Annotated in this window: 7 protein-coding genes, 2 tRNA genes and 4 rRNA genes; 4 read left to right on the top strand and 9 right to left on the bottom strand. The window is 55.3% G+C overall.

Annotated elements, in window-relative coordinates; genetic code table 11:
* Positions 1-3 precede the first annotated feature (3 nt).
* On the bottom strand, positions 4-1,884 hold the full coding sequence (locus tag NVB75_RS20700) for a methyl-accepting chemotaxis protein (protein WP_219272952.1): 1,881 nt from the start codon (positions 1,882-1,884) through the stop codon (positions 4-6).
* Positions 1,885-2,163: 279 nt separating this feature from the next.
* Here NVB75_RS20700 and NVB75_RS20695 point away from each other — a divergent pair, with 279 nt between their 5' ends.
* From NVB75_RS20695 to NVB75_RS20680, 4 genes are all read left to right on the top strand, one after another.
* On the top strand, positions 2,164-2,664 hold the full coding sequence (locus tag NVB75_RS20695; RefSeq protein WP_258343055.1) for a sigma-70 family RNA polymerase sigma factor: 501 nt from the start codon (positions 2,164-2,166) through the stop codon (positions 2,662-2,664).
* The gene (locus NVB75_RS20690; RefSeq protein ID WP_275710881.1) at positions 2,661-3,644 is read left to right on the top strand and encodes a FecR domain-containing protein; all 984 of its coding nucleotides are present in this window, start codon (positions 2,661-2,663) and stop codon (positions 3,642-3,644) included. Before NVB75_RS20695 ends, NVB75_RS20690 begins: the two co-directional genes overlap by 4 nt.
* 105 nt (positions 3,645-3,749) lie before the next feature.
* A complete protein-coding gene (locus NVB75_RS20685) occupies positions 3,750-6,242 on the top strand; it encodes a TonB-dependent siderophore receptor (protein WP_258343054.1) in 2,493 nt (830 codons plus the stop codon).
* Positions 6,243-6,312: 70 nt separating this feature from the next.
* Positions 6,313-7,488, top strand: coding sequence for a PepSY domain-containing protein (locus tag NVB75_RS20680; RefSeq protein ID WP_258343053.1), 1,176 nt, complete (start codon positions 6,313-6,315; stop codon positions 7,486-7,488).
* Between the two features lie 81 nt (positions 7,489-7,569).
* On the opposite strand, the gene rrf (NVB75_RS20675) is transcribed toward NVB75_RS20680, so the two are convergent.
* The 8 genes from rrf (NVB75_RS20675) to NVB75_RS20640 form a co-directional block, all read right to left on the bottom strand.
* Positions 7,570-7,685 (bottom strand): 5S ribosomal RNA (gene rrf / locus NVB75_RS20675).
* Between the two features lie 109 nt (positions 7,686-7,794).
* Positions 7,795-7,910, bottom strand: a 5S ribosomal RNA gene (gene rrf, locus NVB75_RS20670).
* Between the two features lie 171 nt (positions 7,911-8,081).
* A 23S ribosomal RNA gene (locus NVB75_RS20665) occupies positions 8,082-10,975 on the bottom strand.
* A gap of 234 nt (positions 10,976-11,209) precedes the next feature.
* Positions 11,210-11,285, bottom strand: a tRNA-Ala gene (locus NVB75_RS20660).
* Between the two features lie 30 nt (positions 11,286-11,315).
* Positions 11,316-11,392: transfer RNA gene (locus NVB75_RS20655), tRNA-Ile, on the bottom strand.
* A gap of 82 nt (positions 11,393-11,474) precedes the next feature.
* Positions 11,475-13,011: ribosomal RNA gene (locus tag NVB75_RS20650) — 16S ribosomal RNA — on the bottom strand.
* Together the 16S, 23S and 5S rRNA genes with 2 tRNA genes alongside form the textbook arrangement of a ribosomal RNA operon.
* 615 nt (positions 13,012-13,626) lie before the next feature.
* Positions 13,627-14,847 carry a CaiB/BaiF CoA-transferase family protein gene (locus NVB75_RS20645; RefSeq protein WP_258343052.1) on the bottom strand — a complete coding sequence of 407 codons (1,221 nt, stop codon included), beginning with the start codon at positions 14,845-14,847 and terminating at the stop codon, positions 13,627-13,629.
* Positions 14,848-14,860: 13 nt separating this feature from the next.
* On the bottom strand, positions 14,861-16,042 hold the full coding sequence (locus NVB75_RS20640; protein WP_010168706.1) for an acyl-CoA dehydrogenase: 1,182 nt from the start codon (positions 16,040-16,042) through the stop codon (positions 14,861-14,863).
* Positions 16,043-16,076 lie beyond the last annotated feature (34 nt).

Genomic DNA, 16,076 nt, shown 5'->3' with positions numbered 1-16,076 from the left:
TCATCAGATTTTGAAACTGTCGACCAACTGCTTCAGCCGGTTGGCCTGTTGAGACAGCGCGTCGCAATCCTTCAAGGTTTCGTTGAGGTTGGCCACGCCTTGCTGGTTCAGCAGGTTGATCTGGTTGATGTCGACGTTGAGGGTTTCCACCACGGCAGTCTGTTCCTCGGTGGCGGCCGCTACCGACTGGTTCATCCCGTCGATCTCGACGATCCGCTGAGTCACGCTGACCAGGCGCTCACCGGCCTGGTTGGCGACCTCGACGCTTTCTTCGCTGGAGGTCTGGCTGGCGTTCATCGTGGTCACGGCCTCACGCGAACCAATCTGCAACGAGGTGATCATTTTGTGGATCTCCTCGGCCGACTCTTGGGTGCGGTGCGCCAGGTTGCGGACTTCATCCGCCACCACGGCAAACCCACGTCCCGCTTCACCGGCGCGCGCAGCCTCAATCGCAGCGTTGAGGGCCAGCAAGTTGGTTTGCTGGGAGATGCCTTTGATCACATCCAGGATGTGGCCAATGTTGTCGGTGCTGGCGTTCAGGGTTTCAATCTGTGTGCAGGACAGGCTGATTTTTTGCGAAAGCTCCGACATCGCGAGGATGGTTTTCTCCACCACCTTGCGCCCGTCATCAGCCTGCTCGCTGGCACCGCTGGCGTGTTGCGAAGCATCAGCGGCGTTGCGCGCGATTTCCTGAGTGGCGGCACCCAGCTCGTTGATTGCCGCGGCCACGCTGTTGGTGCGGGCGCTTTGTTCGTCGGAGCCGACGATCGATGCGTTGGACGAGGCCATTACACGCTGGGACAAGTCATGTACTTGGCGGGTAGCCGAGGAAACTTCGGAAATTGACGCGTGAATACGCTCGACGAACTGGTTGAAGGCACTGCCCAAGTCACCGAATTCATCCTTGCTTTCCACGGTCAGGCGGCGGGTCAAGTCACCCTCGCCCTGGGCAATGTCCTGCATGGCGCGACCCATGGTGGTCAGCGGGCGCATCAAGACCTGGATCAGCAGGCTCAGGAACACCGCGATGGCGGCGACTGCAATAAACATGGCGATCAATGCCGAGGTGCGGAACTTGCCCAGCGGTGCGTAGGCTTTGTCTTTGTCGATCGACAGGCCGATGTACCAATCTGCATTCGGCAACCCGCTGATCGGGGTGAAGGACAGGATCCGTTCCTGGCCATTGAGGACCACTTCCTGGCTGACCTTATCGATGCGTACGTTGGTGCCCGGATAGATGTCCTTGAGGTTTTTCATCACCTGGTCCTGGTCCGGGCTGACGATCACCTGGCCGTCACCGCTGACCAGGAATGCATGGCCGATGCCGCCGAAATCCACCGAATTGATGATCTTCACCAGGGTTTGCAGGCTCAGGTCACCGCCAACCACGCCTAGCAGTTCGCCATTCTTTTTCACCGGCATCGCGATGGTCACGATCAGCCCACCTACCGCTGCCATATAGGGCGGCGTGAGCATGGTCTTGTCGGCGGCCACCGCTTGTTTGTACCAGGGACGCTGACGCGGGTCGTAGTCATCCGGCATTTTGGCGTCGGGCCGTTGGGTGAACACACCGTTGGTTGAACCGACGTAGGTGAACTGGAAGTTGGAGGTAAATGCCGACTGGTCGACCAACCCCGGAAGATCGGCAGCGCTGCCCTGGTGGGCCACGTTTTGCGCCAGGCTTTCCAACACCAGTACCCGGCCGCTGAGCCAGTTCTGCACACTGCTGGCGGTCAGCTCACCGGACTGCTGGATAGACGATTCCAGGTTTTGCCGGATGGTGTTGCGCTGCAGGTAGTCGTTGTAGAACGTGAATAACGCGAAGGCCAGAACCACTACGCCTGACGCGGCCAACAGAATTTTATGACTGAACTTGAGATTCATTTCATTGACTTCTTTTTGCCAAAAGGGGGTGAGCGTGCCGGATGCAACATTCCATATAACGGGATAGGCAGACTCTGTGACTGCTCTATTTCGGTGCACGCATGGCTCGTCAGGCTGTCGGCCAAGTCAGGATAAATCTTAGGAATTTGTGAGAAGCATCTGCTTTTTGCGTCAGAAGCCGACCAGCGGTAGCCCTCCGATGGCAGGAGTTGCAAAATTTTTCAGCCTTGCCGACAATGCGACTAATTATCATTTGTGACGCTTTGCCAGGCCGCGTGAATGCCCTCTTCCGAGTACGCAGTACAGACGCTCTACAGCAACCATCATGGCTGGCTGAACACCTGGCTGCGCAGCCGACTGGGCAATGCGGCAGATGCGGCGGACCTGGCGCAGGACACGTTCGTGCGCCTGCTGCAAAAAACCGAACGCTTCGAACTCAAGGCTCCTCGGGCCTTCCTGCGCACCATCGCCCGAGGCCTGGTGATCGATCATTGGCGTCGCGAAGAAATCGAGCGCGCCTATCTGGAGTCCATCGCGCATTTGCCCGACGCCTTGGCACCGAGTGCTGAAGAGCGTGCGCTGATTCTGGAATTGCTGGAGTGCGTCGCCCGGCTTCTGGACGGACTCAAGCCCAAGGTGCGCAAGGCGTTTCTACTGGCTCAGTGCGACGGGCTGACATACAAGCAGATTGCGCAGCAGATGGGCGTGTCGTTGCGCTCGGTGGAGCGGTATGTCGCCGAGGCCCTGTATCACTGTTATGTGCTGCGGTATGAGGCATGACCTCGATGGATAACACGGCGCGCTCCGGGCCCGACCCGCAGGTGGTCAAGCAGGCCATCAGCTGGATGCTGCGCTTGCGTAACAATCGCGCGAATGTCCGGTTGAAGGCGCAGTGCGAGCACTGGCGTGAAGCTCATCATGAACACGAGTTGGCCTGGCAACGCGTGCAGGCGCTGCAACATGAGTTGAGCAGCCAGTTAGCGGCGATTCCTGGCGCCCATGCGGCGCTGGAGAACAGTGCCCAGCGCCTCGGTCGCCGGCAAGCGTTGAAGGTGTTGTCCGGTGTGCTGTTGATGGGCTCGGCGGCCTGGGTCAGCCGAGACCTCACCGGTTGGCAGCGTTGGACCTCGGACCTGGCTACCACCACCGGCGAGCGTCGCAGCGTGCAACTGCCGGATGGCACACGCCTGCAGCTCAACACCGACAGCGCGGTGGACCTGGACTTCAACCCGCAGCAACGCTTGATCACGTTGGTACGCGGGGAAATCCTGGTGACCTGCGGCGCTGTTGCGACCGCACCGTTGCTGGTTCGCACCCGCCATGGCTTGTTCGAAGGCATCAACGGGCGGTTTGTGGTGCGTCAGGACGGTGATTGCACACGCTTGAGCGTGGCTTCAGGCAACGTCGCGATTCATTCACCCCATACCGCCGACGGACTGTTCACTCAAGTGCATGCAGGAGAAAGCTACGTGGTGCGTCAGAACGGGGCCGTTCTCGCGCCGGCTTCGGATATGGATACTGGGGCCTGGGCGGACGGATTGATCGTCACCCGCAACATGCGTCTTGCCGACTTCCTGGCGGAGGTGGGGCGCTATCGCCAGGGCTATCTGGGCTGTTCAAGTGATATCGCAGACTTGCGCCTGTCGGGTGTTTTTCGCCTGGAAGACACCGAGAAGCTGTTGGCAATCCTTCCGCAGACGCTGCCTGTGCGCCTGCGCTATCGCACACGCTGGTGGGTGAGCCTGGAGCGTCAGGCCTGATTATTTCTGTCGCACCTGATTTATTTTTGGCGGCTTTTTTCCGTAAGTCCGGCTTAGACAGTAAGCAATTCAATCTGCCTTCAGCGACCTCTACGGATCTCGACAATGACTGTGCGTTTTTTCAGTAACCCACCCTCTTCCTACCCTTTGCTCGGTAAAGCCGTACGCGCAGCGTTGCTGTCGACCACAATGGGCATCGGCTTGCTGCCGGTGGCCGGTGTCGCGGCTGATAGCGGCGTCGAGCGTATCAGCCAGCGCTATGACATCCCTGCAGGCCCGCTGAGCGATGCGCTCAATCAGTTCGCCCGTCAGGCAGGCATCACGCTTTCCAGCACGCCTGCGCAGACTCAGGGCCGCCAATCTGTCGGATTGCATGGGGAGTATTCTGCCGAACAAGGTTTGAGCCAGTTGCTCAACGGGTCAGGCTTGCAGGCGCAAGCTCAGGACGACGTGAGTTTCGTGTTGCAGGCGCAGCCCGAGAGCGAGGCGCTGACCTTGCCGACCACCGACATCAAAGGCTTCGCCCTGGGTAACGCCTTGGGCAGCATGGAGGGCTACAACGCCACTCACAGCCAGATCGCCACCAAGACCAGTACCGCGCTGCTGGAAACGTCCCAGACGGTTTCGGTGGTGACCCGCGAGCAGATGGATGACCAAGGCTCGCAAACCGTTGCCCAGGCCATGCGTTACACCCCTGGCGTGCTGACCAACCCGTATGGCGCGACTCACCGCTATGACTATGTGGCGATGCGTGGCTTCAACGACGGTTCGGTGGACAACATCTACCTCGACGGTCTGAAATCCATGGGGGACAGCGGGACTTACAGCACCATGCAGGTGGACCCGTACTTCCTCGAGCGGGTGGATATTCTCAAAGGCCCGTCATCGGTGCTCTACGGGCGCAGCTCGCCGGGCGGGCTGGTGGCGTTGACCAGCAAGAAGCCATTGTTTGAGCCCTACCATCAGGTGCAGGCCACTGTGGGTTCCCAAGGGCAGCGAGGCATGGGTTTCGACTTCAGCGGCCCGGTGGATGACGACAAGCGTATTGCTTACCGACTGACCGGGCTTGCGGACAAGTCCGACACACAGTTCGACCATGCCAAGGAAAAACGCTACGCACTGGCGCCCACCTTGAGCATCGACTTTACCGATGATACGTCCCTCACACTCCAGGCTTATCTGCAGCATGATCCCGACGGTGGCTACCACGGTGGCATGCCGGCGGATGGCGCGTTGCATCAGCGCAATGGCCAGCGTATCTCCAATCACTTCTTCGAGGGTGAGCCGGACATTGATGGGTACAAACGTGATCAGCAGTCGTTCGGCTATCAGTTTGAGCATCGCTTCAATGACGTTTTCACGGCGCGGCAAAACTTTCGGTATCTGGATTCGAAGGTCCGGCTGGACCAGGTGTATGCCTATGGCTGGACCACGCCCACCAGCAATGAGCTGAATCGCTACTATTCAGGCGGTGACGAGAAGCTGCACGCGTTCATCATCGACAACATGCTGCAGGCTGAATTTTTTACCGGTGCGACGAAGCATACGGTGTTGATGGGGGCGGACTATCAGCGGCGCAAAACCGTTGTGGACTGGACCAGTGGCTCTCTTGCGCCGATCAATGCGTTCAATCCGGCGTATGGCAATTCCGAGATCAGTTATTACAGTCCAACCAGTTATCTGCGTCGGCTTGAGCAGACTGGTGTTTACCTGCAGGACCTGATTGAGATGGACAAGTGGCGGTTCTCTCTCGGGCTGCGTCAGGACTGGGTTGAGACCTCCGATGAAAACCGCATTGCTGAAGCGGGACGGCCGCTGGGCACGGAGATCAGTGATAAACGTACCAAGCTGACTGGGCGTGCAGGAGCGCTTTATCTGTTTGATAACGGTCTCGCGCCCTACCTCAGCTATTCCGAATCCTTCAACCCAAATTCCTATTCGGACAGTGCCGGCAATCCCCTGGCACCTACCGACGGCACCCAGTGGGAGGTTGGCTTGAAATATCAGCCGCCGGGTACTGACAACCTGTTCACCGCTTCGCTGTTTCGCATCGATCAGGAAAACCTGGCGACCAAGCTGCCGCAGGAAAACTTCTATCGCGCGGTAGGTGCTGTGCGGTCCCAGGGCCTGGAGTTGGAGGCACATATGCAGCTGACCGACAATCTCAAGTTGCTGGGCAGCTACACCTTCACTGACATCGAGTATTCAAAGTCGATGGTCAGCACGTTGAGTACTGCGGAAAACGTGATCGAGAACAAGGGAAATTCGCCAACCCAGGCACCGCGTCATATGGCATCGGTGTGGGCCGACTACAAATTTGACAGCGGCGCTCTGGATGGCCTGCGGCTCGGCGGTGGTGTGCGCTATGTCGGCTACAGCTGGGCGGATGCGGAGAACACCATGAAAGTGCCCGCCTATACGCTGTTTGATGCCTCGATGGGTTATGACCTCGGCAAGGTTGGTTTGAAGGGTGTGGATGTGCGCCTGAATGCCAACAACCTGACGAACGAGTCTTACGTGGCGTCGTGCGCGAGCCTGAACTTCTGCTACCTGGGTGAAGAGCGCAACGTCAGTGCGACGGTGAGCTACCAGTTCTAATTTCTCTCGATTCATCCAAAGCCAGTGCCTGATCCAGGCGCTGGCTTTGTCGTATTTGCAGGAAAACTTTATGCGTGCATTGCTGGTTTTATTTCATCGCTACATCGGGTTGGCGACGGCGTTGTTTCTGATGATGGCGGGGATAACGGGCAGCCTTCTGGCGTTCAACCATGAGTTGGATGAATGGCTCAATCCAGGGTTCTATAAAGCGACAGCCAAGGGCCGTGCATTACCGCCAGGTGAACTGGTGGATACGTTGCAGGGGCAGCATCCCAAGCTGCAAGTCTGGTACATGGAATATCCACAAGAGGCCAGTCATACCGCTATGTTGGCGGCAGTTGCCAGAAACGATCCGGCGACGGGCAAACCCTTTGATGAACCTAACCAGGTTTTCTATCTTGATCCGGTGAGTGGTGAAGAACTGGGCCGGCGTGTTTGGGGCGCGTGCTGCTTTCAGCGTGAGAATCTCATCCCGTTCATTCTGGAGTTTCACTACAACCTGACACTGCCGGGAAATTGGGGTTTGTGGCTGATGGGGCTGGTGGCGATTGCGTGGGTGTTCGATTGTTTTATCGCGCTGTGGCTGACCCTGCCGAGAAGCAAACCTTTCTGGAAGAAGTGGTCTACGGCTTGGAAGATCAAGGGTGGTCATGCTTATCGGTTGAATTTCGACCTGCATCGCGCAGGTGGGCTGTGGCTTTGGCTGTTGTTGCTGCCGATCGCGGTCAGCAGCGTGGCAATGAATTTGCCGAGTCAGGTGTTCAAGCCCGCAGTGTCGCTGTTCTCACCGGTCGAGGCCAGCGTCTATGAGGCCCGTGGCAGGTTACCGGCCGAACAATTGGGCGTGACCCTACTGAGTTATCAACAGGCCTATGAGCGGGCGCTGGAGGAAGGCAAGCGGCTAGGGCTGACGGCGGCGATTGGAGAGCTGTATTACAGCTTTGAATACAACTTTTATGGGGCTGGTTTTGGGCAACATGATACGGAGGCCCATGGGAAATCCTGGTTGTTTTTCCATGGGACGGACGAGCGTTTATTAGGGCAGGAAATAGCAGGGCAAGGTACGTTGGGAGAGCGCTTTTATCGGCTGCAACTGCCGATCCATGGGGGCAAAATCATCGGGCTGACGGGGCAGGTGTTGATTGCGCTACTGGGGGTAGTGATCGCGATGTTGTCTGCTACCGGGATCTACATTTGGTGGCGTAAGTTACTGGCCAGGCGAAGCGGTAAGACACGTAAGGGTTGAGCAGGTATTGTTTTTTGTTTATGTGGCCCCTAAACGACAAAACCCCTGTCTGCGTTAGCAGACAGGGGTTTCGGAATTCAATCTTGACGATGACCTACTCTCACATGGGGAAACCCCACACTACCATCGGCGATGCATCGTTTCACTGCTGAGTTCGGGATGGGATCAGGTGGTTCCAATGCTCTATGGTCGTCAAGAAATTCTGTGTACCAGACCGTTGCGCTCGCAACGTGCCGGTGAAAATCATGGACTTCTACATAAACAAAACCCCTGATTGCGTTAGCAATCAGGGGTTCTGGAATTTAATCTTGACGATGACCTACTCTCACATGGGGAAACCCCACACTACCATCGGCGATGCATCGTTTCACTGCTGAGTTCGGGATGGGATCAGGTGGTTCCAATGCTCTATGGTCGTCAAGAAATTCGGGTACTGAGTCGTGACCAGATGGCCTCGCTTCAGCAAATTGGGTATGTGATAGCTTCGGTGTTTTGTGAGTATCTCGAACTTTCGGTTCGTTTCGTCTTCACACACCGCAATCTGGTGCTCTTTCGCTTTTCAGCTTGAAGCATGCAAATTGCTTGGGTGTTATATGGTCAAGCCTCACGGGCAATTAGTATTGGTTAGCTCAACGCCTCACAGCGCTTACACACCCAACCTATCAACGTCGTAGTCTTCGACGGCCCTTCAGGGAACTCAAGGTTCCAGTGAGATCTCATCTTGAGGCTAGTTTCCCGCTTAGATGCTTTCAGCGGTTATCTATTCCGAACATAGCTACCCGGCAATGCCACTGGCGTGACAACCGGAACACCAGAGGTTCGTCCACTCCGGTCCTCTCGTACTAGGAGCAGCCCCTCTCAAATCTCAAACGTCCACGGCAGATAGGGACCGAACTGTCTCACGACGTTCTAAACCCAGCTCGCGTACCACTTTAAATGGCGAACAGCCATACCCTTGGGACCGGCTTCAGCCCCAGGATGTGATGAGCCGACATCGAGGTGCCAAACACCGCCGTCGATATGAACTCTTGGGCGGTATCAGCCTGTTATCCCCGGAGTACCTTTTATCCGTTGAGCGATGGCCCTTCCATACAGAACCACCGGATCACTAAGACCTACTTTCGTACCTGCTCGACGTGTCTGTCTCGCAGTCAAGCGCGCTTTTGCCTTTATACTCTACGACCGATTTCCGACCGGTCTGAGCGCACCTTCGTACTCCTCCGTTACTCTTTAGGAGGAGACCGCCCCAGTCAAACTACCCACCATACACTGTCCTCGATCCGGATAACGGACCTGAGTTAGAACCTCAAAGTTGCCAGGGTGGTATTTCAAGGTTGGCTCCACGCGAACTGGCGTCCACGCTTCAAAGCCTCCCACCTATCCTACACAAGCAAATTCAAAGTCCAGTGCAAAGCTATAGTAAAGGTTCACGGGGTCTTTCCGTCTAGCCGCGGATACACTGCATCTTCACAGCGATTTCAATTTCACTGAGTCTCGGGTGGAGACAGCGCCGCCATCGTTACGCCATTCGTGCAGGTCGGAACTTACCCGACAAGGAATTTCGCTACCTTAGGACCGTTATAGTTACGGCCGCCGTTTACCGGGGCTTCGATCAAGAGCTTCGCGTTAGCTAACCCCATCAATTAACCTTCCGGCACCGGGCAGGCGTCACACCCTATACGTCCACTTTCGTGTTTGCAGAGTGCTGTGTTTTTAATAAACAGTCGCAGCGGCCTGGTATCTTCGACCGGCATGAGCTTACGGAGCAAGTCCTTCACCCTCACCGGCGCACCTTCTCCCGAAGTTACGGTGCCATTTTGCCTAGTTCCTTCACCCGAGTTCTCTCAAGCGCCTTGGTATTCTCTACCCAACCACCTGTGTCGGTTTGGGGTACGGTTCCTGGTTACCTGAAGCTTAGAAGCTTTTCTTGGAAGCATGGCATCAACCACTTCGTCATCTAAAAGATAACTCGTCATCAGCTCTCGGCCTTAGAATCCCGGATTTACCTAAGATTCCAGCCTACCACCTTAAACTTGGACAACCAACGCCAAGCTGGCCTAGCCTTCTCCGTCCCTCCATCGCAATAACCAGAAGTACAGGAATATTAACCTGTTTTCCATCGACTACGCTTTTCAGCCTCGCCTTAGGGACCGACTAACCCTGCGTCGATTAACGTTGCGCAGGAAACCTTGGTCTTTCGGCGTGGGTGTTTTTCACACCCATTATCGTTACTCATGTCAGCATTCGCACTTCTGATACCTCCAGCAAGCTTCTCAACTCACCTTCACAGGCTTACAGAACGCTCCTCTACCGCATCACCCGAAGGTGATACCCGTAGCTTCGGTGTATGGTTTGAGCCCCGTTACATCTTCCGCGCAGGCCGACTCGACTAGTGAGCTATTACGCTTTCTTTAAAGGGTGGCTGCTTCTAAGCCAACCTCCTAGCTGTCTAAGCCTTCCCACATCGTTTCCCACTTAACCATAACTTTGGGACCTTAGCTGACGGTCTGGGTTGTTTCCCTTTTCACGACGGACGTTAGCACCCGCCGTGTGTCTCCCATGCTCGGCACTTGTAGGTATTCGGAGTTTGCATCGGTTTGGTAAGTCGGGATGACCCCCTAGCCGAAACAGTGCTCTACCCCCTACAGTGATACATGAGGCGCTACCTAAATAGCTTTCGAGGAGAACCAGCTATCTCCGAGCTTGATTAGCCTTTCACTCCGATCCACAGGTCATCCGCTAACTTTTCAACGGTAGTCGGTTCGGTCCTCCAGTTAGTGTTACCCAACCTTCAACCTGCCCATGGATAGATCGCCCGGTTTCGGGTCTATTCCCAGCGACTAGACGCCCTATTAAGACTCGCTTTCGCTACGCCTCCCCTATTCGGTTAAGCTCGCCACTGAAAATAAGTCGCTGACCCATTATACAAAAGGTACGCAGTCACAGAACAAAGTCTGCTCCCACTGCTTGTACGCATACGGTTTCAGGATCTATTTCACTCCCCTCTCCGGGGTTCTTTTCGCCTTTCCCTCACGGTACTAGTTCACTATCGGTCAGTCAGTAGTATTTAGCCTTGGAGGATGGTCCCCCCATATTCAGACAAAGTTTCTCGTGCTCCGTCCTACTCGATTTCATGACTAAGAGATTTTCGCGTACAGGGCTATCACCCACTATGGCCGCACTTTCCAGAGCGTTCCGCTAATCTCAAAGCCACTTAAGGGCTAGTCCCCGTTCGCTCGCCACTACTAAGGGAATCTCGGTTGATTTCTTTTCCTCAGGGTACTTAGATGTTTCAGTTCCCCTGGTTCGCTCCATACACCTATGTATTCAGTGTAAGGTAACCATCTTATGATGGCTGGGTTCCCCCATTCAGACATCTCCGGATCAAAGTCTGTTTGCCGACTCCCCGAAGCTTTTCGCAGGCTACCACGTCTTTCATCGCCTCTGACTGCCAAGGCATCCACCGTATGCGCTTCTTCACTTGACCATATAACCCCAAGCAATCTGGTTATACTGTGAAGACGACATTCGCCGAAAATTCGCAATTACTTACAAATTTTACCTTAGCCTGATCCGTTACCAGTGAAAGTAACGTTCAGTCTATCTTTCTATCACATACCCAAATTTTTAAAGAACGATCTAATCAAAGACTAGAAATCAACATTCACCATCACAACGATGGAATGCTCATTTCTAAGCTTTCATAACGTAGAAGCAGTAGTGGTGGAGCCAAACGGGATCGAACCGTTGACCTCCTGCGTGCAAGGCAGGCGCTCTCCCAGCTGAGCTATGGCCCCGTATTTCTACAGGCGTTTCCCACACAAAATTGGTGGGTCTGGGCAGATTCGAACTGCCGACCTCACCCTTATCAGGGGTGCGCTCTAACCAACTGAGCTACAGACCCAATTTCGGGCTGCTTCTTATCGTCTTCTTCAATGAATCAAGCAATTCGTGTGGGAACTTATGGAGCAGCTGATGTCGTCGATTAAGGAGGTGATCCAGCCGCAGGTTCCCCTACGGCTACCTTGTTACGACTTCACCCCAGTCATGAATCACACCGTGGTAACCGTCCTCCCGAAGGTTAGACTAGCTACTTCTGGTGCAACCCACTCCCATGGTGTGACGGGCGGTGTGTACAAGGCCCGGGAACGTATTCACCGCGACATTCTGATTCGCGATTACTAGCGATTCCGACTTCACGCAGTCGAGTTGCAGACTGCGATCCGGACTACGATCGGTTTTCTGGGATTAGCTCCACCTCGCGGCTTGGCAACCCTCTGTACCGACCATTGTAGCACGTGTGTAGCCCAGGCCGTAAGGGCCATGATGACTTGACGTCATCCCCACCTTCCTCCGGTTTGTCACCGGCAGTCTCCTTAGAGTGCCCACCATTACGTGCTGGTAACTAAGGACAAGGGTTGCGCTCGTTACGGGACTTAACCCAACATCTCACGACACGAGCTGACGACAGCCATGCAGCACCTGTCTCAATGTTCCCGAAGGCACCAATCTATCTCTAGAAAGTTCATTGGATGTCAAGGCCTGGTAAGGTTCTTCGCGTTGCTTCGAATTAAACCACATGCTCCACCGCTTGTGCGGGCCCCCGTCAATTCATTTGAGTTTTAACCTTGCGGCCGTACTCCCCAGGCGGTCAACTTAATGCGTTAGCTGCGCCACTAAGAGCTCAAGGCTCCCAACGGCTAGTTGACATCGTTTACGGCGTGGACTACCAGGGTATCTAATCCTGTTTGCTCCCCACGCTTTCGCACCTCAGTGTCAGTATCAGTCCAGGTGGTCGCCTTCGCCACTGGTGTTCCTTCCTATATCTACGCATTTCACCGCTACACAGGAAATTCCACCACCCTCTACCATACTCTAGCTCGTCAGTTTTGAATGCAGTTCCCAGGTTGAGCCCGGGGATTTCACATCCAACTTAACGAACCACCTACGCGCGCTTTACGCCCAGTAATTCCGATTAACGCTTGCACCCTCTGTATTACCGCGGCTGCTGGCACAGAGTTAGCCGGTGCTTATTCTGTCGGTAACGTCAAAACAGCAAAGTATTAATTTACTGCCCTTCCTCCCAACTTAAAGTGCTTTACAATCCGAAGACCTTCTTCACACACGCGGCATGGCTGGATCAGGCTTTCGCCCATTGTCCAATATTCCCCACTGCTGCCTCCCGTAGGAGTCTGGACCGTGTCTCAGTTCCAGTGTGACTGATCATCCTCTCAGACCAGTTACGGATCGTCGCCTTGGTGAGCCATTACCCCACCAACTAGCTAATCCGACCTAGGCTCATCTGATAGCGCAAGGCCCGAAGGTCCCCTGCTTTCTCCCATAGGACGTATGCGGTATTAGCGTCCGTTTCCGAACGTTATCCCCCACTACCAGGCAGATTCCTAGGCATTACTCACCCGTCCGCCGCTCTCAAGAGAAGCAAGCTTCTCTCTACCGCTCGACTTGCATGTGTTAGGCCTGCCGCCAGCGTTCAATCTGAGCCATGATCAAACTCTTCAGTTCAAACATCTTTGGGTTTTTAAGAAACCCTAAACTTGGCTCAGCAATCGTTGGTTACATCTTTGATTTCTCGCGGAGTAACTTGTGATGCTGATAATCTTGTTGACTATCAGTCTGACTCCACAAGCACCCACACGAATTGCTTGATTCAGTTGTTAAAGAGCGGTTGGTTAAGATCTTTCGTCTCAACCGAGGCGCGCATTCTACAGCAGCCTCTGTTGCTGTCAAGCGGTTTTTTTAAGAAGTTTTCAAAGTTTCCTTTGTAACTTCAACCACTTGCGCTTCCGATCTCTCGTTAGCGGGAGGCGAATTCTACAGCGTTACACGCTGCTGTCAACACCTCTTTTTCTCCGCTTTCGACCGAGAAGATCGAACCGTTAATAGGGCCAGACAACACTGCCTTACTAACTCCTTCTGGGCTTCTATGATCTGAAGCAGCTCGCTGTCGAAACCTACATAACTCTTTGTTTACCAAGGAGTTTTCCGTTTCGACTGCGCCGGAAGTGGGGCGAATTATAGACTTCCAGAATCTGCCGTCAACCCTTAATTCAGGATTTCTATCAAATAGACAATTTTGACTAAAATCCGACCAATTCCCCCTCTATATAGAGAGAAGCTTCAGATGACCCCAGCCTCCCTTAACGCCGACACACTCGCCGGCGTCAAACCGAGCACTTGCTGCAGCACCTGATAAGTATGCTCACCCAATAGAGGAGGCGCACTGCGGTATTCAACAGGCGTCTTGGACAAGCGCATAGGACTAGCCACCTGGGGCACCATCCCCGCCAACGCATGAGGCAACTGCATTGCTAACCCGCGCGCCTTTACCTGAGGATCGGCAAACACCTGTGCCAGGTCATTGATAGGGCCGCAAGGCACACCTACTCGCTCCAACTGGGCCACCCATTCAGCAGTGGTCTTGAACACGGTAGCCTGACGAATCAACGGGATCAGCGTCGCCCTATTGGCCACTCGCAGCTTATTAGTGGCAAACCGAGGATCATCCGCCCACTGGGGCTGCCCAGCCACCTCGGCAAACTTGCGGAACTGCCCATCGTTACCCACAGTGAGAATGAAGTCGCCATCCGCCGTAGGAAAATCCTGATACGGCACGATATTCGGATGAGCGTTACCCAAACGCTTGGGAGAGACTCCCGTCGTCAGGTAGTTCATCGCCTGATTGGCCAGACAAGCCACCTGTACATCCAGCAGCGCCATATCGATATGCTGACCACCGCCGTCATGATCCCGGTGAGCCATGGCAGCCAGAATCGCGACCGTTGAATAGAGCCCCGTAAGGATATCCGTCAGCGCTACACCCACCTTGACCGGCCCTGCGCCATCTTCACCCTCCGGACGACCAGTCAGACTCATCAGCCCGCCAAGCCCCTGGATCATGAAGTCGTAGCCCGCCCGTGTCGCATAGGGCCCGGTCTGACCAAACCCGGTAATAGAGCAGTAGATCAACTCCGGATTGATCTCCTTGAGCGACTCATAGTCCAACCCATAGGTGGCCAAGCCCCCCACCTTAAAATTCTCGATCAGAATGTCGGACTTTGCCGCCAGGTCACGCACCAGCTTCTGACCTTCCGGCCGCGTGAAGTCGATCGTCACCGACTCCTTATTGCGATTGGCCGACAGGTAATACGCCGCCTCTGTGGTGTTCTCCCCATAGGCATCTTTAAGGAAGGGCGGCCCCCAGGCACGAGTATCGTCGCCGTTGCCGGGCCGCTCGACCTTGATCACTTCAGCGCCAAGGTCCGCCAGTATCTGCCCGGCCCAAGGGCCCGCCAGCACTCGCGACAAATCCAGTACCCGCAGGTGCGATAGCGCGCCCATGGTCGTTCTCCTATTAATAGAACGCCTGAATACCGGTTTGCGCGCGCCCCAGGATCAGCGCATGCACGTCGTGGGTGCCCTCATAGGTGTTTACCACCTCAAGGTTGACCAAGTGACGGGCAATGCCGAACTCATCGGAGATGCCGTTCCCACCGAGCATGTCACGCGCCATCCGGGCAATGTCGAGGGACTTACCACACGAGTTACGCTTCATGATCGAGGTGATTTCCACAGCCGCAGTGCCTTCATCCTTCATACGACCCAACCGCAGGCAACCTTGAAGGGCGAGGGTGATCTCAGTCTGCATGTCTGCCAGCTTCTTCTGGATCAACTGAGTAGCCGCCAATGGTCGCCCGAACTGCTGACGATCAAGGGTGTACTGACGCGCGGTATGCCAGCAGAACTCCGCAGCGCCCAGCGCTCCCCACGAGATCCCGTAGCGTGCCGAGTTAAGGCAAGTGAACGGTCCTTTCAGGCCACGCACATCCGGGAAGATGTTTTCTTCAGGCACAAACACGTTGTCCATGACGATTTCACCGGTGATCGACGCGCGCAGCCCGACCTTACCGTGAATCGCCGGAGCACTCAGGCCTTTCCAACCCTTTTCCAGAACGAAGCCACGAATGTCGCCAGCGTCGTCCTTACCCCACACCACGAACACATCGGCAATCGGGCTGTTGGTGATCCACATCTTGCTGCCGGTGAGGCTGTAGCCGCCATCCACCTTACGCGCACGAGTAATCATCGCACCCGGGTCGGAACCATGGTTAGGCTCGGTCAGACCAAAGCAGCCAATCCATTCGCCAGAGGCCAGCTTTGGCAGGTATTTCTGCTTTTGCGCTTCGGTGCCGAACTCATTGATAGGCACCATCACCAGCGAGGACTGCACACTCATCATCGAACGGTAGCCGGAGTCCACACGCTCGACCTCACGTGCGATCAGGCCATAGCTGACGTAGTTCAAGCCGCTGCCACCGTACTGTTCTGGAATCATCGCCCCCAGCAGGCCGGTCTCACCCATCTCGCGGAAGATCGCAGGGTCCGTCTTTTCGTGGCGGAAGGCTTCGAGCACACGCGGCGCCAGCTTGTCCTGGGCGAACTGTTCAGCACTGTCGCGCACCATGCGTTCTTCTTCGGTGAGCTGTGAATCCAGCAGCAGTGGATCGATCCAGTTGAAGCTTGCCTTACCACCCATGAGTGAGTCCTCGCGAAGTAAATCAAAAGTCGTG

This window comes from Pseudomonas sp. CBS (assembly GCF_024734645.1).
Lineage (GTDB): Bacteria > Pseudomonadota > Gammaproteobacteria > Pseudomonadales > Pseudomonadaceae > Aquipseudomonas.
Note: the sequence above shows the minus strand (reverse complement) of the source record. Positions and strands in the feature narration are given on the sequence as shown.